Annotated in this window: 16 protein-coding genes; 7 read left to right on the top strand and 9 right to left on the bottom strand. The window is 69.2% G+C overall.

The features are described from left to right. Positions 1-2 precede the first annotated feature (2 nt). Positions 3-560, top strand: coding sequence for a telomere-protecting terminal protein Tpg (tpg, locus tag ACWC0C_RS42855; protein WP_449201446.1), 558 nt, complete (start codon positions 3-5; stop codon positions 558-560). A gap of 82 nt (positions 561-642) precedes the next feature. Here tpg and ACWC0C_RS42850 read toward each other — a convergent pair whose 3' ends face one another. The 3 genes from ACWC0C_RS42850 to ACWC0C_RS42840 all read right to left on the bottom strand — a co-directional run bounded on the left by ACWC0C_RS42850 (position 643) and on the right by ACWC0C_RS42840 (position 5,340). After that, positions 643-2,637 carry a hypothetical protein gene (locus tag ACWC0C_RS42850; protein ID WP_450870169.1) on the bottom strand — a complete coding sequence of 665 codons (1,995 nt, stop codon included), beginning with the start codon at positions 2,635-2,637 and terminating at the stop codon, positions 643-645. A gap of 295 nt (positions 2,638-2,932) precedes the next feature. Beyond that, positions 2,933-4,078 (bottom strand): ParB/RepB/Spo0J family partition protein, encoded by a 1,146-nt coding sequence (locus ACWC0C_RS42845; RefSeq protein ID WP_450870168.1) that lies wholly within the window; start codon positions 4,076-4,078, stop codon positions 2,933-2,935. Beyond that, positions 4,075-5,340: a ParA family protein gene (locus ACWC0C_RS42840; RefSeq protein ID WP_450870188.1), complete on the bottom strand. Its 1,266-nt coding sequence runs from the start codon at positions 5,338-5,340 to the stop codon at positions 4,075-4,077. The genes ACWC0C_RS42845 and ACWC0C_RS42840 overlap by 4 nt, the downstream gene beginning before the upstream one ends. 917 nt (positions 5,341-6,257) lie before the next feature. On the opposite strand from ACWC0C_RS42840, the gene ACWC0C_RS42835 reads away from it, so the two are divergent. From ACWC0C_RS42835 to ACWC0C_RS42825, 3 genes are all read left to right on the top strand, one after another. Continuing rightward, positions 6,258-7,295 (top strand): bifunctional DNA primase/polymerase, encoded by a 1,038-nt coding sequence (locus tag ACWC0C_RS42835; protein WP_450870166.1) that lies wholly within the window; start codon positions 6,258-6,260, stop codon positions 7,293-7,295. Then, positions 7,292-8,818: a DNA primase family protein gene (locus ACWC0C_RS42830; RefSeq protein WP_450870165.1), complete on the top strand. Its 1,527-nt coding sequence runs from the start codon at positions 7,292-7,294 to the stop codon at positions 8,816-8,818. Before ACWC0C_RS42835 ends, ACWC0C_RS42830 begins: the two co-directional genes overlap by 4 nt. A gap of 199 nt (positions 8,819-9,017) precedes the next feature. Further along, on the top strand, positions 9,018-9,398 hold the full coding sequence (locus tag ACWC0C_RS42825; RefSeq protein ID WP_449201452.1) for a DUF6009 family protein: 381 nt from the start codon (positions 9,018-9,020) through the stop codon (positions 9,396-9,398). A 237-nt stretch (positions 9,399-9,635) separates the two neighbouring features. Here the strand turns inward: ACWC0C_RS42825 and ACWC0C_RS42820 are convergent, their stop codons facing one another. From ACWC0C_RS42820 to ACWC0C_RS42810, 3 genes are read right to left on the bottom strand one after another with little or no spacing between them, the layout of a single operon-like run. Continuing rightward, positions 9,636-10,421, bottom strand: a complete 786-nt coding sequence (locus ACWC0C_RS42820) for an ABC transporter permease (RefSeq protein ID WP_449201453.1) — start codon at positions 10,419-10,421, stop codon at positions 9,636-9,638. Then, positions 10,418-11,395: an ATP-binding cassette domain-containing protein gene (locus ACWC0C_RS42815; protein ID WP_450870163.1), complete on the bottom strand. Its 978-nt coding sequence runs from the start codon at positions 11,393-11,395 to the stop codon at positions 10,418-10,420. Before ACWC0C_RS42815 ends, ACWC0C_RS42820 begins: the two co-directional genes overlap by 4 nt. A gap of 13 nt (positions 11,396-11,408) precedes the next feature. After that, on the bottom strand, positions 11,409-12,098 hold the full coding sequence (locus tag ACWC0C_RS42810) for a DUF4097 family beta strand repeat-containing protein (protein ID WP_449201455.1): 690 nt from the start codon (positions 12,096-12,098) through the stop codon (positions 11,409-11,411). A gap of 230 nt (positions 12,099-12,328) precedes the next feature. On the opposite strand from ACWC0C_RS42810, the gene ACWC0C_RS42805 reads away from it, so the two are divergent. Then, a complete protein-coding gene (locus tag ACWC0C_RS42805) occupies positions 12,329-13,072 on the top strand; it encodes a helix-turn-helix domain-containing protein (RefSeq protein WP_450870161.1) in 744 nt (247 codons plus the stop codon). Positions 13,073-13,672: 600 nt separating this feature from the next. Here ACWC0C_RS42805 and ACWC0C_RS42800 read toward each other — a convergent pair. Both ACWC0C_RS42800 and ACWC0C_RS42795 read right to left on the bottom strand, forming a co-directional pair. After that, positions 13,673-14,404, bottom strand: coding sequence for a DUF7873 family protein (locus ACWC0C_RS42800; protein WP_449201457.1), 732 nt, complete (start codon positions 14,402-14,404; stop codon positions 13,673-13,675). A gap of 284 nt (positions 14,405-14,688) precedes the next feature. Next, complete coding sequence (locus ACWC0C_RS42795; RefSeq protein WP_450870159.1) at positions 14,689-15,636, bottom strand: helix-turn-helix domain-containing protein; 948 nt, start codon at positions 15,634-15,636, stop codon at positions 14,689-14,691. Between the two features lie 245 nt (positions 15,637-15,881). Between ACWC0C_RS42795 and ACWC0C_RS42790 the strand changes: the two genes are divergently transcribed. Then, on the top strand, positions 15,882-17,366 hold the full coding sequence (locus ACWC0C_RS42790; RefSeq protein ID WP_450870157.1) for an MFS transporter: 1,485 nt from the start codon (positions 15,882-15,884) through the stop codon (positions 17,364-17,366). A gap of 28 nt (positions 17,367-17,394) precedes the next feature. Here ACWC0C_RS42790 and ACWC0C_RS42785 read toward each other — a convergent pair whose 3' ends face one another. Next, positions 17,395-18,267, bottom strand: a complete 873-nt coding sequence (locus tag ACWC0C_RS42785) for a helix-turn-helix transcriptional regulator (protein WP_450870155.1) — start codon at positions 18,265-18,267, stop codon at positions 17,395-17,397. 207 nt (positions 18,268-18,474) lie between these two features. On the opposite strand from ACWC0C_RS42785, the gene ACWC0C_RS42780 reads away from it, so the two are divergent. Next, positions 18,475-19,326, top strand: coding sequence for an oxidoreductase (locus tag ACWC0C_RS42780; protein ID WP_450870153.1), 852 nt, complete (start codon positions 18,475-18,477; stop codon positions 19,324-19,326). Positions 19,327-19,597: the final 271 nt, after the last annotated feature.

Raw genomic sequence — 19,597 nt, 5'->3', positions numbered from 1 at the left:
CCATGGTCGACTCGATCGCAGACGGCCTGGACCGCGCACTGGAAGGCGCGTTCACCCGCCCGATTCCCAAGAGTGCCCAGGCGCAGATGAAATACCTCGTCAAGCAGCTCAAGGGCACCAGACAGGTCGCGGAGCTGCTCGGCGTGTCCCAGCGCACCGTGGAGCGGTACGTGGTCGGCCAGTTGAAGCATCCCCGCCGAGACCTCGCCGCCCGCCTGGAACGCGAAGTACGCCACCGCTGGCAGCCCAGGCTCCGGGCCAGAGCACGCCAGAAGGCCGTCACCACCGACGGCCTGGTCTTCGCCACCCGCGCCCGCTTCGGCTTCACCGCAGCCCCGGGCACCACCGACGACGCCCGCATCCGCGACATCACCCAGGCCCTCCCTCCCCGCTGGGCCGACCGCCTCTTCACCGCCCGCGACGAAGGCGCCACCGAGCGCCGCCTCCAGGACATCGCGGCCGAGGGCCTGGCAGAGATGTACTTCCGCGCCGACAACACCCGCGCCCAAGGCCTCGGCGTCGCATTCACGGACGTGGAGCGCATCGACTTCGAGCTCTGACAACGCCCGCACGATAGTTGTCACATAGGCAGGCTTGTCGTCATCAGTGGGACCGCTGCTGGCACCGCCCGCCGGCCGGTCGTCACGGCAGGGCGAGCACGTCGTCGATCGCGGACCGGATCTCTTCGTCCTGCAGGAAAGCCCGGTAGTCCCGGTACGTCGACAGCCGCCGGTCGGATCCATGCACCGTACGCAAGGTTGCCCGCGCCGCCGGAGAGACCGTGCCGATCCTGGCGAGGGCGCGCAGCGCCTCGAAGAAGTAGCCGTAGGCGTCGCCGCCATCGGCGACGGGAAGGAGGTACTCCTCCACGACGGATCCACTCGGCTCCGGCTCACCAGTGATCGACCACAGCGCGACCGCCGCCCGCAGCCGCAGCCAGCTGTCACCGTGCTCCATGACATGCCGCACCCGGTCGGCGAGGCTCGCGGCCGCCGGTCCGAAATCGCCGAGGAGGCCGACCGGACCGTAACGCGGCCCCTCCTCGGTCAGCACCGCCTCACCGATGAGCCGCAGCGCCGCGTCGCGGTCGCCGCCCAGGCGCCAGGCCGCCCACGCCACCTTGTGATGATTGCCGGGAAAGTCGAGGACCGTGCAGCGGCGCACGGCGGGCTCGGCTGACTCCGCAGCCGGTCCCATCGCCACCAGCGCATCGACTGCGCGCAGCGAGTACCGGGTGTCATCCAGCAGGGCCACCACTTCCGGCAGCGCGGGCGACGCGGTCGGCCCCCACGCTGTGAGGATTTCCAGGAAGCAGCAGGTCAGCGAGCCGCCCACGCCGTCGTCCCGGAGCAGTTTCCGTACTGCGGGCAGCAGGGCCTCCGCATGCGCCCGCAGCGGGGTCAGGACGTCCTTGACCTCCGGCAGGTGCGGGTCGCCCGAGACGTACCCGCGTGAATACTGGCCCCGGTACGGCGCGTACAGCCGCTCGACCAGCCCTGGCAGGGCGCGCTCGTCGCCGATGCGGGTCAGCGCCCAGCGAGCGTGGTCGCCGACGGTGCCCTCAAGAAACTCGTCCTCGCCCGGGTCGTCGAGGAGCGCGGCCAACTCATCGGCGTACGGAGTCGCCTGCGAACCAAGCACGGCCAGCAGGTGGGCCGCCCGGTACCGTACGGCGTCGTCCGGCTCGGCGAGCAGCGCACCCGCGAGCGGCAACAGCGCGGATGCCGCGGACGGCCGGACCACCAGCAGCCGCCACCCCTCGTCCAGCGCGGCGCGGCACAGCAGGGTGTCCCCGTTCCGGCGCGCCGCGCCGATGAGCCGGACGACGAAGGCGAGTGCCGTCCGCGGAGCGCCTTGGAACAGGTCGGCCGTACAGGAGATGACATCCTCACGGGTGAAAGCACTGTCGACGTCCGGCACGTACCAGATCGCCTCGAACTGCGGACGCACGGCTGGGTCGGACAGGACCTCCACCAGCAGATCCAGCTCACGGACCGATGCCTGGGGATCGAACGCGGCCCAGGCGTGCACGGCCGCCACCCGCATGACGGGACCGTCCGTCCGCAGCGCCTCGGCCACCACCGCCCGCACCCGGCCCACCAGCCCGGCTTGGGTGGAGCCGGCTGCGGCGGTGCCCAGCGCGAGCAGGACGGGCAGCCGCACCGTCGGGTCCGTCTCGGCGTGCCACCGCTCCAGCAGAGCGCCGACATCCTCTCCGAGGGGGAGGGCTTCCCTCCGCACCTCGGGCAGGGAGTCCGCGAGCAGCGCCCTGATCCGGGGACGCTGGAGCCGCCACGCCTCGTGCCACCCCGCGTCCACCAGCCCCGGGTCGGCTTCGGCTGCCGCCTTGGACAAGCTCGCCAGTAGCTGGACGAGCGTGACCCGGGCGCCCATGTCCGGATCGCCGGCGAGTGAAACGACGAACGGCAGCGCGGCGGTTGCGACGGAAGCCACGCGTCCGGTGCCCAGCGCGAAGCAGTCGAACAGGGGGTAGCAGTCTTCCTCCGTCGCCGCCCCACCCTTGAGTGCCAGACGACGCAGCGCTCGCCGCATCTCCTTGGGCGGGTGCTGCCCGAGCGCCGACTCCAGCCGCTCCCACGGCATGTCGTCCAGCGCCTCAAGCTCTATGCCTGCCACTCATATCCCCCGTGACCTCGCGAATCGGCTCCCCGACGAACATCCTGTCATCGAGGAAGGCGGCCTGTGCAGGGTCCGTCCACCTGCACGCACATCCCGCCACTCCCCCGGCCACCAACGTGATCCACGTCTAAACGCTCCTCTCCCCCTCCGCCGTTGCCACAGAGAAGGATCAGGAAGCTATTACGGCGTAATAGCGGTACGGCAGCCTTCGGCTCGGACCTCGTGGATGGTGAAGGAACGCCGAAAGGGCCGACTCCGAGACGGAGTCGGCCCTTTCCCGGGATCCACGACGTCAGTCGCCCTGCGCCGCGGCCTGCTCGGTGAGGGACTGCGCGAGGCCCGCAAGCCGGGCCGGGTCCCGCTCCAGACCCTTCTTGCTGAGGAACCGCAGCAGATCGAAGAACGTGTCGTCGCTCTCGATGTTCCTGTCCAAGAGCATGGCCAGGATGCCGGGCTCGTTATAGGGAACCCTGCGCGGGTGGGATCCGGTCTCGGCGTCCTGGCCCGAGCCCGCGGACGACGCGGCCGCGGGCGGCTCGGTCCGTGGCTCCGGCACCGGCTGCTGGACAGCACGCTCACCACCGGCCGGCGCCGACGACGCGCTCGACGGCGACGCATCCGGCTTGCCTTCCTCTATTACGCCGTAATAGCTCTCAGGCTCGCTCGTCTGATGCGCGGTGGCTACCGGCGCCGGACGCTCCGGGGCCGCCTTCCGGCCGCGCTTCTCCTCCTCCTTCCGGGCCCGCTCGTCCTTGAGTTCCTTGAGCGCCGTCTCTTGCTGTGCGGCCGGCTTGTTGGCCACGGCGCGCAGCAAATCGATGGGCTCTTCTCCGACACGGTCCTGGAGTTCGGGAGTGAGGTTGAGAAGTGCGAGCCGTTGCGACACCCAGCCCTGGGAACGGTGGAGCCGCTTGGCCAGCGCGGTCTGGCTGCCGTGGATGGCCAGCAAACGCTGGAGCGCTCGGGCCTCGTCCAGCTCCGGAAGGTCTTGCCGGTGGATGTTGGCGACCAGAGCGGATTCGAGGAGCTCTTCGGAGTTGACGCCTTGATCGTCGCTGACCAGGACCTTGATGGTCGGGAGTTGCGCTTCGCGCGCGGCGGCGAGTCGGCTGCTGCCGTCGATGACGACGTAGGTGGTGTCGGGGTCGAGGTCCGCTTCGCGCTCCGGGTTGGCCCTGACGTAGGCATCGCGGTTCATGACCGTGATCGCCTGCTTCTGTCCGTGCGTCTTCAGACTGCCCGCCAGGTCGGAGAGGTCACCGAGGCTGGAGCGAGGGTTGTCGGGGTTGAGGCTGATGCGGTGCGGAGGCAACTCGCTGGGCGGGGCGACGCCGTCAGTGGGCACCCCGGTGGCGGCGGCCACGGCCTGGCGGCGCGCGCTCACCGGCCGTACTCCCCCACCGAAACGGCCGGCTCCGAGCTGGTCGGCCTTGCTCATGCGATCTCCCGAGCCAGTGCACGCATCCCGATCGCCTGCTGTGATTTGGGCGCGTAGGACAGCAGCGGACGCTTCATCCGGACCGCTTCTTTCTGTTCTTTGAGGTCACCGATGAGCCCGACAACCCGTGGATCCTTTATGTCGACCCATCCCTGCAGCGAGGACGTGGCGATGAACCCACGGCGCGAGTCATAGAGGTTGACGACGATGCCGAGGTAGTCGATGTCGACCTGGAGGTCGTTGCGCAGGTCGTCGATCTGCGTGGTGAGCAGTTCGTAGGCATCGGCGGAACTGTCCTCGGCCTGTACGACGATCAGGGCTCCGGACTGACCGAGCGTCTCGCCGTCACGGCGACGGCCGTAGTACGCGGCGGCGTCCATGCTGAGGCCGAGGCTTGGAGGGCAGTCGACGAGGATCACGTCGTAGTCGGCTTCGAGCGGAGCAAGGGCGCGTTCCAGTGCTGCTTCCCTGGCTCGTACGGCGGACAGCCGGACGTCGAGGAGGAAGGCGTCGTTGCAGGCAGGCAGAAGGTGGAGCCGGCCGCCGAAGGTGTCGTCGTCGATGGAGACGATGAGATCGCGGAGGTCGCCCTTGGGGTCGCCTGCCATGTGGTTGGTGAGGCTGTCCCCGTTCATCGGCAGAGGTACGGCCCCGAGCTGGTTCGTGAGGTGGCACTGCGGGTCGAAGTCGACGAGCAGGACGCGGAGTCCGAGACCGGGCAGGTTCTCGATGTCCAGCGGATCGTCGGCGGCCTGCTCGCCGTCGGACTCCGCGTCGCTTGCGCGGAGAGCCTCGGCGAGCGCCTTCGCCACACGGACGGCATACAGCCTGTCGGCGTCTTCGGCGAGCGCCTCACCGACACCGGCGGCGATCGCTGTCTTGCCTACGCCGCCCTTCTGGTTGCAGACGACGATACGACGGGTGATCTCGGGCCGTGCGACGCCCGGTGCCGGGTTCGAGTCGAGCCACAGCTGTACCGACTGGGCCAGACCCTGAATCAGGGAGACACGGCGGTCGGTGGCGACTTGGCGGAACTCATCCCACTGACCGGGAGGCAGGAAGGTGGAGAAGGAGTCGGCGCCCGAGGTGTCGATCGTCGCGGGTGTGGAGGCAAGGCCGCACCACTCCCGGATGCCCTCTTCGACGGCTGCCTGGATCTCGATGCCGCGCTGTGCGGCTCTGACTTTGAGGTTCTGCCGGAGCCATCCCGGCAGTTTGGAGACGACCTTCTCGCGGTCGCTGGAGGTGGCTGGCGAACTCATGGATGACACCTTACTAACGTCCAAGATCTTTGGAAGCACCGACACGTTAGTTACAGGATCTTGATGGGACATCAGGGCCAGGTGGTGCGCATCCAGACCTATTACACCGTAATAGCCGACCGGGGGAGGACACGGCAGCCCCCGGCCTATTACGCCGTAATAGCCAACCTCCCGCTACCCGCCTGTACCTGGGGCTGGCCGGGCCCCGTCCAAACTCACCGTCACAGGGACGCCCGCGCTCCTGCAGTGGCCAGGGACCGAGGGACCAGGGACCCAGGGACCAGGGACCCAGGGATCGAGTGACCGACCGAGGGACTGAACTCAGCTGACCCTTCCGGCCGGTGTTTCTGCAGGTCAGAAGGGTCTCCAAGCCCAGCACAGGGACTGAAGGGACTGAACCTCCCTATATATGAGCCCACCTACGTATGACTTCACACGCGCGTGCGCGCATACGAGAGATATGCAAGCTCAGCTCATAATTAGAGACTTCGGTCCCTTCGGTCCCTCTCATCGCGGCGAAATGGCCTCTGACCTGCTACTTCTCTCCAGGGACTGAAAGTCGGCCGGACCCTCGGCCCCCTCTCGATGGTCCCTCGGTCCCTGCAGCCCAGACCCTGAGCCACGCCGGAACCCGCTCCTGCCCCGGCGCCGGCCCCTGTCAAGGATCAGAAGGGTCCCAAGGGACCCAAGGGACTCAATGCGCGAATGAGCGGCGCGCCGACGAAGCTGCCTCACCAGCGCCGCGTGACGGCCTACACTCTCCTTCGAAGTACAGTCCCTTCGGTCCCTGAGCCTGCGTCATCCCCCGGACGACCTGGCCTTTCTCCGCAGGGACTGAAGGAGAAAGAACGAGACCCGACAAGGACGATCCAGTGCCGCGCCCTGGCGAGACCCGCCCGCCCGCCCCTGGCAGGCCCGTGCGACCTCACGCCGTGGCCCGCTGGTGCGCCGCCCAGGGCTGGCCCGTCCACCCGCTGGCCCCGGGCCGCAAGACACCGGCCGGGAACTGTGCGGAATGCAGGGACCGAGGCCACGACCCGAAGACGTGCCCCTGCCTGCCCGCGGGCAGGCCATGTCACGGCTTCCACGCCGCCACCACCGACACCGACCGCATCGACTCCTGGTGGACGGCACAGCCAAGCTCCGGCGTAGGCATCGCCTGCGGGCCTGCCAACCTGGTCGTCATCGACGTCGACGCACACTCCGCGCCGGTCCCGGACCGCTCCCGGCTCCTGCCCGGCATCCCGATCCCGGACTCGGTGAACCTCACCGGACTCGCATCGGGTTTCGACACCCTGGCGCTGCTCGCCGCGTACCGCAAACAGCCCGACCCGTCCCTGGACGACAGCACACTGCGTGTACGAACCCCGTCCGGCGGCCTGCACCTCTGGTACACCAATCCCCGCCCAGAACGGCGTCTGCGCTGCTCCACCGGCTCCAGCCCCAAGACCGCGCTGGCCTGGCAGGTCGACGTACGGGCTGACGGCGGTTACATCGTCGCTCCAAGCACCCGCACCGCCGACGGCGACTACCACGCACTGGGCGACACCCGGTTGCCGGCGCCGCTGCCGGCCTGGCTGGAAGAGGAACTCGTCCGTACCGGCCACGTCATCGAACCCCCTGCCCCCAAGCCCTCGCTGCCCCACGCACCCAGAACCCGAAGCCGACGCGCACCCAAAGCCGCCCAGCGAGTCCTCGACCCGCTCCTGGAGGCCGTCGCGGCGTGCTCGGCGGCTCCTGAGGGCACCGGATTCACCGAGAAGCTGAACCGGGCCGCCTTCACGGCTGGAGGCCTCAGCGCAGCCGGACACCTGGACGAAGCGGCCGTCCGCGACCAACTGCTCGAGGCCGCCCAGGCCGCCCGCCCGACCCAGCAGATGCGTAACGAGAAGATCATCGACAGCGGACTTGCAGCAGGGGCCGCCCGCCCCTTCCACCTCGAAGGACGTTCATGAGCAGCGCCGACATGCCGCATTTCGATGCACAGGCCGCAGCTCAGCAGATGCTCGATCTCGAGGCGGCCGAGCAGATTCCCAGGCTCGTCCCTGCCCAGGCCCAGGCCGCTCCGTCGGTCCGGGCAGCGCGCCCGGCGGGCCTGTTGCCGCCGCACCTCTCCGACCGCGGCAATGCCCGGCTGTTCATCCGCCTGTACCGGGAGCAGTTCCGACACGCGGAAGGCCTCGGGTGGTTCACGTGGGACGGCTACCGCTGGAAGCGCACCGGGGGAGAGAAGGCCGCACTGTGGGCGGCGGGGGAGATGGCCGAGAACCTGGCCGTCACCGACCCGGACGGCCTCTACAGCAACCGAGAACTGACCACCCACAAACGCAAGACCCTCTCGACCACCGGCATGCAGGCCCTGCTCACCCAGGCCAAAGCCTCTCCGGACCTCTCGGTCGACCCTGATGTCCTGGACGGCGACCCCTATGCCCTGTGCACTCCGGCAGGCGTCGTGGACCTGAAGACCGGCCAGCTCCGCAAGGCCGACCCCACCCAGGACTTCCACTCCAGGGCCACCACCGTCGAGCCCCAGCCGATGGACACTCCGCGCTGGAACCGCTTCCTGGCCGACACCTTCGGCGACGACGCCGAAGGCCGCGAAATGATCGGCTTCCTCCACCTGCTGCTCGGCTACTCCATCACCGGCGATGTCGGCGCCCAGGTACTGCCGTTCCTCCACGGCGAAGGCAAGAACGGCAAGAGCGTCCTGCTCGACACCATGATCCAGATCCTGGGGGACTACGCGGACGCCGCGCCGCCAGGCTTCCTCATGGACCGAGGCTCTTACAGCGAGCACTCCACCGAACTCACCGAACTCCACGGCCGTCGCCTCGTGGTGTGCAGCGAACTCAAACCACACGACAAGTTCGACGAGGCACGCGTACGGCTGCTCACCGGCGGCGACAAGATCAAGGCCCGCCGCATGCGCCAGGACTACTTCTCCTTCATGCCCACACACCACCTGTGGCTGCTGGGCAACCACCGCCCCGAGGTCTCCACCGGCGGCTACGCCTTCTGGCGCCGGATCCGCCTCATTCCCTTCACCCGCACCGTCAGCGCCGAGCGCCGTATCGACAACCTCGCCTTCGAACTCGTCCGCGACGAAGGCCCCGGCATCCTGCAGTGGCTCATCGAAGGCGCCCGCCGCTACCTGGCCACCCGCGACCCTCTCGAAGGCCCCGACCGGGTCCGCCTGGCCACCAGCGCCTATGCGACCACCGAGGACCACATCGGCCGCTTCCTCGCCGAATGCTGCACCCGCGACACGGACGCCGGCGCCGAACTCCGCGTCGAACAAGGCCTGCTCTACACGGAATACAGCGCCTGGTGCGACCTGGGCGAAGGCATCCGTCCCGCCACCGCCCGCGCCTTCGCCACCCGCGTCCGCCAGGACCTCGGCCTGACATCGCCTTCCGAAATGATTAAATCCAACGGCCGCAAGTACTACCCCGGCCTCGCCCTGGTGAGCGACGCATGACCCACCACACGCCCCGCAAGCCCGCCCGGGCGCCCCTGCGCACCCGACGCCGGCCGAACTACCATGAAGGCCCGGCCTCGCACCTCGCGGCCCCCGCACACCGCTCGCCCGCCACCCGGCGTGGCGGGCACCGCACCACACACGCACACCTGGCCATCCCTCACCGCGCGGGCCGGCCAACGAAGGAGGGGCTGCAGTCATGAGCTCGCTGTTGGACGCAAGCGAGATCACCCACGAGCAGAACGTGGTGTGGCTGGAGGACCCCGAACAACTCGACTACGTCCGTCAGGCCGTCGACAAGACCCCCCGCCGCGGCAACAAGCCCCGCTACGCACGCGACGGCCGCATGGTGGGCTACGCCGTCCTGGACGACCAGGCCGAACCCGATCCCGACAGCGGCCTGTACCGCCGGCGCGTCTTCTTCCTCCTCCCGCACGACCGCGACAGCCAGCCCAACGGCCCCTACGCCGTCGGCGCCCCCGGAGAAGCCGTCGACCCACGCACCATCGTGCCGAAGAACCCAGGCGCCAAGACGGACCGCTCCCAAGGACGCAGCACGGCCATGGCGTCGGCAAGCTGACAGCGGACCCGGCTACCCAGCTCCGTCCTGCTGGACCGGCTATTACGACGTAATAGCTGTCGCCTCGATGGCCAGAGCCTCGCCCCCGGGTACGACTGAGCGAAGGCCCGTAGCTGCCATCGAGGGGTGATGGCAGCTACGGGCCTTCGCGAGGTGGGGCGCTCTTTTGGTTGTGTCTGCGCTGCTGTCCGGGCACCGGGGGAGAGCTGCGGGTGGTGGCCCGCGTGTTCATGGCGCCTATTTGGGGTCGCGGTCGAACTGTGCCTTCGACCAGCGGTAGCCGAGTGCGGTGAGAGCGAGGCACCAGGCGATGGCGATCCACCAGTTGTTGCCGATTTCGGTGCCGAGGAGGAGCCCGCGCAGGGTCTCGATGGCCGGGGTGAAGGGCTGGTACTGGGCGATGGGCCGGAACCAGCCGGGCATCGCGTGGAGCGGGACGAAGGCGCTGGAGATGAGGGGCAGCAGGATCAGTGGCATGGCGCTGTTGCTGGCGGCCTCGGCGTTGGGGCTGCCCATGCCCATTCCGACCGCGATCCAGGTGAACGCCAGGGCCACCAGTACGAGCAGTCCGAATGCTGCGAGCCAGTCCAGGACGGTGGCGTCCGTGGAACGGAAGCCCATGGCGACGCCGACGGCGCCGACGAGCACCACACTCAGGATGGTTTGCAGCACGCTGCCGGCGACGTGTCCGAAGAGCACGGAGCCACGGTGGATGGCCATGGTGCGGAAGCGGGCGATGATGCCCTCGCTCATGTCCGTGGAGACCGATACCGCGGTGCCGACGACGGTGGAGCCGATGGTCATGAGCAGGATGCCGGGGACGATGTAGGCGATGTACGCGGAGCGGCCCGTGCCGCCGATGCCTGCGCTCATGGTGTCGCCGAAGATGTAGACGAACAGCAGCAGCAGCATGATCGGGGTGAGCAGCAGGTTCAGGGTGAGGGAGGGGTAGCGGCGCGCGTGCAGGAGGTTGCGGCGCAGCATGGTGGACGAGTCGCGCACCGCGAGGGAGAGGGAGCTCATCGGACAGCCTCCTTGGACTGGCTGGACTGGCTGGGCTGAGTCGGCATGGTGGCGCCGGTCAGGGCGAAGAAGACGTCGTCGAGATCGGGGGTGTGCACGGTGAGCTCGTTGGCCTCGATGCCGGCCGAGTCCAGCCAGTCGAGGATGGAGCGCAGTTCGCGCTGGCTGCCGTCACTGGGGATCTGCACAGACAGCGAGTCGTCGTCGTGGGTCGCTCCGTGCAGCGCGAGCGCGGCGGACTGATAGGCGACCGGGTCGGCGAAGCGGAGCTTCACGTGTCCGCCGGGGATGAGCCGCTTCAGCTCCTCGGCGGTGCCCTCGGCGGCGATCTTGCCGTCGTTGAGTACGGCGATACGGTCGGCGAGTTCGTCGGCCTCCTCGAGGTACTGCGTGGTGAGGAAGACGGTGACGCCGTCGGAGACGAGCTCGCGGATGATCTGCCACATGCTGTGGCGGGAGCGCGGGTCGAGGCCGGTGGTCGGCTCGTCGAGGAAGATGATCCGCGGACTGCCCACCAGCGTCATGGCGATGTCGAGCCGGCGCTTCATGCCACCGGAATAGGTGGACGCGGGCTTCTTCGCGGCCTCGACCAGGTCGAACCGCTCCAGCAACTCGGCGGTGACCCGCTGCCCTTCCGCCTTGGACAGATGGTGCAGGTCCGCCATGAGGAGCATGTTCTCCTCGCCGGTGATCAGACCGTCCACGGCGGAGAACTGGCCGGTGACGCCGATCATGGCCCGCACGGCCTGCGGATCGGCGGTGATGTCGTGGCCGCCGACGAGAACCTGGCCGGAGGCGGGGTCGGGGGAGATGAGAGTGGAGAGGATCTTGACGGCGGTGGTCTTGCCGGCGCCGTTCGGGCCGAGCAGGGAGAAGATCGTTCCTGCCGGGACGGTCAGGTCGATGCCGTCGAGGACGGTCTTGTCGCCGTAGGACTTGCGCAGCCCGTTCGCCGCGATGGCCGAGTTGGTCATGAGGGGAGCTCCTTTACAGGCTGCGGGCGGTGATGTCGCCGTAGCTGGTGGTCGCGTGGATGTTCAGGTCCGGGGTGCCGGCGCTGTTGGTCAGCGAGTTGTGGATACGGCCGTAGGAGGTGCCGGCGTCCAGGGCGGCGGAGACTCCGCGGGCGGCGCCGATGGCGATGTCGCCGTGCTGGGTACGCAGCTTGACGGTGCCGCGTACGGCTTCGGTGATGTGCAGGTCACCCTTCTGGGTGCTGATCTCGGCAGGGCCGCCCAGGCGACCGACGGAGATGTCGCCGGCGCTGAGAGTGAGGCGGGCGCCGTCGGTTTCGTCGAGCTTGACAGCGGCCTGGGCGCCTTCGAAGGAAACGTCACCGAGGCGTCCGACACCGCGGAGTTCGGCGCTGGCCGCCTTCGCCTCGACGCGGGAGCCGGCGGGCAGCTGGATGGTCACTTCGACGGATCCGGAAGCACCGAGGATCCGGTTCTTCGCCACCGGAGCCTCAACTCGCAGGACGCCGTCGCCGTAAGCGACCGTGATCTGCTCCGCAGCCTTCACATCGCGGCCCTTGGACGCGTCCGCGGGCAGGATCTCAATCGTGGTGTCGGTCCGGTCGGCGGCGATGAACTGGATGCGCCCCGCGGGGATGTCGAGAACGGTGGAGATGGGGGCGGGGGTGTCGAACTTCTGCGTCGCGCTCTGGTTCTTCTGCATCGTGCGTTCCTTCATCCGTAGTTTCTGATGACAGAAACGCTACGTTGCATTCATAGATCTTGCAACGTCTTCGTTGCGCATGGCTGCCATCAATGCAGGTAGATGCAGAGATTTCGTTGCAATGGATATGCGCTTAACGCAACATCGCCCACTCCTTCCGTTGCAATGAATTGGGATGAACGCTATGCTGGAGCCAGCACGGACCACGAGGGAGCACAAAGGAGACCGCGATGCCGGGAGGCAGACTCACTCAGCCGGAACGCCAGCAGATCGCGCTGGGACTGGCCGACGGCCTCGCCTACGCGGAGATCGCGCGACGCCTCGACCGACCGACCTCGACGATCACGCGTGAGGTGATGCGCAATGGCGGCCCCACCGCCTACCGCGCCGACCTGGCCCACCGTGCCACCGAACGCCGCGCCCACCGCCGCAAGCAGGCCGCGCCCCGAGGAACTCAGGCGCCCGAGCTGCCCCATGGACGCGACGCAGAGGCCGTACGCGAGTACGAGGAGATGTTCACCACCCTCCTCATGCAACAGGGCCTGCCCAAGATGATGTCCCGGGTGCTGACCTGCCTCTACACCACCGACGCGGGCAGCCTCACCGCGTCCGAACTCGTCCAGCGCCTCCAGGTCAGCCCGGCGTCCATCTCCAAAGCGGTCACGTTCCTCGCAACGCAAGGCCTCATCCGCCGGGAACGCGACGAACGCCGCCGCGAGCGCTACCTCGTCGACAACGGCGTCTTCTACCAGGGAATGATCGCCGCCGCCCAGTCCAATGCCCAACTCGCCGAGACAGCCCGGCAGGGCGTCAGCATCCTCGGCCCGGGCACCCTGGCCGCCACCCGCCTCGAAAACATCGCCCGCTTCGTCGACTTCGTCGCCGAAAGCATGGCCCGCGCCGCGGAGCAGGCTCGCGACATCCTCTACACGAAACCCGAAACGAAGTCGGACGACACCCCTATTACGCCGTAATAGCCAGACGTCGCAGGGGAGACGGCCGCCCACCCCTGCACCCCGGTGCTGCCGGGAGGGCTTCACCGGTTACCAGGAGCTATTACGCCGTAATACCTTCGGAGCCCGGCACCGTCGGACAGCCCTGGCCGAGGCCGGTGAACGTGGCGGGGCCCGGGAGTCGTATCCAGCTCCCGGGCCCCTGGGGATGCCACCCAATTGCGCACGCCGGCGGCGTTTAAGAGGACGGATCAGTCATCATGCCGTCGTGTTCTTCCTTTGAACTACCGCACCAGGTGAGAGGTGCAGGCGAGAGTCGAACTCGCATCCGACGGCGTTCGTCCGTCCCCGGTCGATCCGGCGATCGGCGGCGATGCTGAGACTGGAGCGAGAGTCTGAGATTGACCGCGGCTGCCTCTGCCATGTTGGGCTACCCCGGCCCGATAACGGGTGTGTGTGCCGGGGGAAGGACTCGAACCTTCACTGTCACCGTGTCTTCAGGCTGAACTTCAGTGTCAGCTTGCGCTCATCGCGCGGACCAGGCCTCAATCCGGCCCGCGCCTGTTGCGCACCCCCGCGCTCGCACGCGGGGGCGATCGTGGATGCTACCCGCAGCCGGCGTCAGCCGAGCAGGTAGCCGAACACCGCGTCGCCGATCCGCTGGTCGGTGACCTCGGCGCCGTTGGCCTCCTCGCGGGCGAACTTCACCGCCTGCTGGAGCTTCTCGACCCGCTCCACCAGCTCGTTCACCCGCCGCGCCGGCAGCGCTCCGGAGAACTTCACGGTCGTCCAGTACCCGATCGGCACGTCCTCGTAGTACACCTCGACCTGCGCCGGGTGCTTGTCGGTCGCCTCCGCCTTGACGTGGTTGCGCGGGACCTTCTTGGTCCGGATCGTGCGCACCGGGTCCGTCTTCCACCAGTCGGTGGAAGGGTCGTGCGACCAGGACTCCGCGGCGTCGAGGGTGGGAAGCTTCCTGACGAACGTGTGCAGGTCGGTGAGCTGCTTCTCCAGGAACAGGAGATAGCTGACCGGGACGTCGGTGAGGATCGTCCGGCCGTCGACCGTGACGTCCGCGCGGGCCGTGCAGTTCGCCCAGTCCTTGGTGGCGGTCACGTCGAAGAGCCGGGTGAGCGACGCGGACATCTCCCGCAGTACGTCCTCGGCCTGCACCTGCACCCGCGTGGACTCGGGCGGCAGCTGCTCGCCCTCCTCGTCCTTGGGCTGGTACGTACGCGAGATACCGGCCAGCAGTGCCGGCTTCTGCACCTTGTGGTGCGCCGCGGTGATGTCCTGGAGCGACTTGCTCTTGACACCCTTCTCGACGGCGATGATCTGGTTCAACTTCGCCACTTCGGGTCCCCCTTCGAACAGGCAGGAACGTATCTCACCGGCTCGAACACCCGCACGTTCTTTATCGCCCTGCCCCCAGACGAGCGAGCGCGTCGACACCAAGGCGGGGGTCTTCGCCCTCGCCCTGGGATGCTGGGTGCCCCGGCGCGCTGAGAGGACCTCATGTCAACGCCCACAACGGTGGCCGAGATCTTTCGCCGCAGGCCGCCCCTCTCGCGCACGGAGCAGGCGGCCACGGCCGACTCACCGGCCTCCGGCTGAGGATCCACGGATCTGCGGACAGCTCAGCCGGCGGAGGCGTGGGCCGGGGAAAGCACGCTGGCAGGGCATGAGCATGGCTCGGCGGCCGGCCCCGGCTGATCCGAGGGCGCCGACTCCGGTCGGGCGTCCGCGGAGTCCAGGCGGAGCATGGCCGTCTCGTCCGGGGTGCCGGGGGCTGCCTGGTAGACCACCATTCGCTGGCCGCCCGTCCGGGCCAGTTGCATGACTTCGTAAGTCAGGGTCATCGGTCCGACCTTCGGATGCAGGAAGGACTTCTGCCCGCCGCCGCGTTCGCAGACGTCGTACCGCTCCCAGAGTCGGGCGAACTCCGGTGACTTCAGCACCAGTTCCCCGACGAGCGCGGTCAGTTCGGGGTCGTCGGGATCGGCTCCGGCGACCGCCCGCAGATGCGCCACCGAGAGCGCGACCGTCTCCTCCCACGGCTGGTAGAGCGTCCGGCCGACCGGGTGGAGGAAGAGGTAGCGGGTCAGGTTGCGCTGGTCCTGCGGCCAGTCCCAGAGTCCGGGCAGCAGTCGCCGGCCGGGCAGGTTCGCGGCGAGTACGCGGTTGTAGCGGCTCACCACGTAGGCGGGGAGGGGACGCACCGACTCCAGCATCCGCAGCACCGAGTCGCGGACGGTGTGATCGGAGGAGGCGGGCAGTTCACCGATCCGGCCGGAGGCCAACTCCACCAGCTCGTGCAGGCGTTCGTAAGCATCGCCGCGCAGTCGCAGGGCGCGGCCGAGGGCGTCCACGACGGCGGGGGAGGGGTTGGTCTCCCGGCCGCGCTCCAGACGGATGTAGTAGTCGACGCTCACTCCGGCCAGCGCGGCCAATTCTTCCCTGCGCAGTCCGGGAGTACGGCGCAGTCCCGCGCCGACCGGGAGGCCGACGTCCTCCGGGCGGACCTGCGCCCTGCGGGCCTTCAGATATCTGCCGAGCTCGGTGCCCCGTGCGTCTGCTACTGCCATTCGGCCCATTGTGGCAGGCCGACCGGGAAGGTGGGGGGCCCTGTCAGGACCTGGAACGCCGCACCCCGGGAACAGCCCGGTCTGCCGGGCGGCCACGTGAAGGCGGAGAGTTGTCCCCGCAGCGGGCGGCCCGGCCGCCGGGGCCCAGGGGGTGCAAGGCACAGGACCGCGGCCCGGGCAGGCCGGGGCCGCCCGCTCGTCCTCCGATCAGCAGTCAATTCCCTTTGTTCTCAGAGGAGTTCATCATGCGGTCCGCCCCTGTCCTTTCCACGTCCGCGTCCACCGCGCCCGCCCACGGGCACGGTCAGCAGTCGTCGGCGTCCACGCTCCGGCGACGACAGCCGCACGGGTCCCGACCAGCCGCGCCGCCCGCCGACGCCCCCACCGTGCCTCGGCCCGCAGGCGCCGCGCTGGTCGCTTCGCTGCTCGGCTTCACGGTGATCACCATCGACGTCTCGGCCGTGAACATCGCCCTGCCCGCGATAGGGAAGTCCCTCAGTGGCGGGATGACCGGACTGCAGTGGGTCGTGGACGCGTACACCGTGATGTTCGCGGCCCTGATGCTCTCCGCCGGCGCCCTCGCCGACCGTGCGGGCGCCCGTCGCGCCTACGCCTGGGGCGTGGCCCTGTTCACCCTCGCCTCCCTCGGCTGCGCACTGGCGCCCGGTATCGGCGTGCTGGTCGGCGCACGTGTGGCGCAGGGCGGCGCCGCCGCTGTCGTGATGCCGGCCTCGCTCGCTCTGATCCGGCAGGCCTACGAGGACGCCCGGGCGCGTGCCCGCGCCATCGCGCTGTGGACGGTCGGGGGTTCGGTGGCGATGGCCGCGGGTCCGGTGCTGGGCGGGCTGCTCACCGAGTCGGCCGGCTGGCGGGCGGTCTTCCTGCTCAACCTTCCGGTGGGCGCGGTGATCCTGGGTCTGCTGGTTAGGGTGCCGCGCTCCGTGCGCCGGCCCGCCGCGGTGGACGGCGGCGGCCAGCTCACCGCCGTATTGGCCCTGGCCGGGCTGGCCTTCGCGGTGATCGAGGGCGGCCACCTGGGCTGGACCAGCGGCCCCGTGCTGGCCGCCGCCGCGCTCGCCGTCGCCTCCGGGTGCGTCTTCCGCGTGGTGGAGGCCCGGCACAGCCAGCCCATGGTCCCGCTGGGCATGCTGACGGACCGCCGGGTGGGCGTCCCCCTGGCGGTCGGTTTCGCCGTCAACGCGGCCTTCTACGGCGGGATCTTCCTCCTCGGGCTGTACTACCAGCAGCTGCGCGGGATGTCGGGGATCGAGGCCGGGCTGATGTTCGTCCCCATGTCGGCGGTGGTGACGGCGACCAACTTGGTGTCGCCGCGGCTGGCGGAGCGGATCGGGCGGCGGCCGGTGATCGTCGCCGGCCAGCTGATCTTCATCGGGGCGATGCTCGCCATGCTGCCGCTGACCGCGCACACCCAGGTGTGGCTGGTGCTGGTCCTGCTGGTGCCGCTGAGCGTCGGCGGGGCGCTCGCGGTGCCCGCGCTGACCGCGCTGTTGATGGACGCCGTCCCGGGAGAGCGCGCGGGGACCGCGTCGGGGCTGCTCAACTCGTTCCGCCAGACCGGCGGTGCGCTTGCCGTCGCCCTCTTCGGCAGCCTGCTCTCCGGCCCCGGCGGAGGATTCTCCCTCCCGGGCATGCACATCGGTCTCCTCACCGTGGCCGCCCTCCTCCTCGCCACCGCGGCCCTGTCCCGCCTCCTCCTGCCCCGTGGCTGACCCCTTCAGCTTGCGGACCGGCGGGCGTCTAATGATCGGCGTGCTGCCCGTGCGAGTTCTCGGGCTGCCGTATCCACGCGGCCAGTAGCCGAAGCGCCTCTTCGGAGCCGGAGCCTGCCTCGGCGGTGTAGACACTCAGCCGCTGGTCCGGGTCGGCGGGCAGGGTGAGGGACTCGTAGTTGAGGGTGAGCGGGCCGACGATCGGGTGGTGGAAGTGTTTGCTGCCGTGCGTGTGCCGATACACGTTCTGGTCGGCCCACCAGCGGCGGAAGTCCTCATCCGTGATGGAGAGTTCGCCGACGAGTTCGGCCAGCAGTGGATCGTGGGGATGTCGTCCGGCGTCGCGCCGGAGCGAGGCGACGATGTCCTGGGCGTGGGTGTCCCAGTGGGTATACAGCGAGCGGGCGGTCTCGTCGCAGAACATGAACCGCACCAGGTTCCGCTCGCGGTGCGGCAGCGCGTCGAAGTCGGTGAGCAGCGCACGTGCCATCTGGTTGGACGCGAGGACGTCCAGTCGCCGCCCCAGCACAAGGGCGGGGGTGTGCTCGAGGATCCGGAGCAGGTCGCGCAGCCCCGGGCGGACCGGCTGCGGACGCGTCGCCGTGCGGCGGGGCCTGCCTGCGGCGGGCTTGGCGAGCTGGAACAGATGGGTGCGTTCGACGGGATCGAGGCGTAGCGCGCGGGAGATGGCGTCCAGCACGGTCTCGGAGACGTTCAGTCGGCGTCCGCGTTCCAGGCGTACGTAGTAGTCGACGCTCACGCCCGCCAGTTGCGCGATCTCTTCGCGGCGCAGTCCTGGCACTCGCCGGGAGCCGCCGTCGTCGGACAGGCCCGCCTGGCGCGGGGTGATCCGTGCCCGCCGAGAGCGGAGGAACTCACCGAGGGCTGTGTTGCGGTCCATGCCGTTCACGATAGGGCCCAAGTTCGCCCGGACGGCCCGCGAAAGGGGGACTGGCAGTCCCCCGGTCCGGCTGTCCCCGGGGCGAAGCGGACCCCCCGGAAGCCGATCAGCAGCCGATTGCGGTGCTGAAGTGGAACGTGTCGGGACCGACCGGGGCCCAACACCGCCCCGGTCGGCCTCTGTTCGCATCGCACGAAGGGAACTCCTGTGTCGGACACCAAGACATTCCTGATCACCGGCGTCAGCACCGGCCTGGGCCGCGCACTCGCGCGTGCGGCGTTGGCCGCGGGCCACCGGGTGGTGGGCACGGTACGCACGCCCGCCGACGCACGCGCCTTTGAGGCGCTCACCGGCGACGCGCACGCCCGCATCCTGGACGTGACCGACCATGACGCGGTGGACACGGTCGTGGACGAGACCGAGCGCGACCTGGGCCCGGTCGACGTACTCGTCGCCAATGCCGGGTACGGCCATGACGGCCTCTTCGAGGAGTCGTCGATGGATGACCTTCGCCGTCAGTTCGAGGTGAACGTCTACGGAACCGTGGCGGTGATCAAGGCCGTGCTGCCGCACATGCGGGAGCGCCGCCGCGGCCACATCATCGCCGTCACCTCGATGGGCGGGCTGATCACCATGCCGGGCCTCAGCTTCTACCACGGCAGCAAGTTCGCGGTGGAGGGCATCCTCGAAACGCTCGGCAAGGAGGTCGCCGGTTTCGGCATCCACGTCACCGCCGTCGAGCCGGGCAGTTTCCGGACCGACTGGGCCGGCCGCTCGATGATCCGCGCACCCCGTGTGATCGCCGACTACGACGAGCTGTTCGAGCCGCTGCGCGCCCGGCGCATCTACGGCAACGGGCACCAGCCGGGCGACCCGGACAGGGCCGCGGCCGCGGTGCTGCGCATCGTGGCGGCCGACCAGCCGCCGACGCGCCTGCTGCTCGGCACCGACGCGCTTCGGCTCGTCAAGGCCGGACGCGACGCCTTCGAGCGCGAGATGCTGGCATGGGCCGAGCTGTCGTCCTCCACCGACTTCGACGACGTCAGCCGCTCCGCCTGACGTCACTCGCTCTTGGTCCACCACAGCCGGACCTTAAAGCTCAAGCTTTGAGACTGTGAAAGGTGCGAGCTGGGGGCACGAGGGGTGGTTGGGGGCCGGTCGTTGCTTCCGCCAGTGCCCGCAGGCGATCGCTCATCCGGCTGGACCGCCTTGGCGGCCTCATCCACGAATACGCCCAGGTCGCATAAGGCGACAGGGGTTGTCGGCATGCACAGGAGTCGAGTGAAGCTCAGGCGACCCGTGCAGACGTGATCGCCTCCACTGGGCACAC

The organism is Streptomyces sp. NPDC001709, from assembly GCF_053596375.1.
This window is presented reverse-complemented; position numbering and strand designations above follow the sequence as displayed.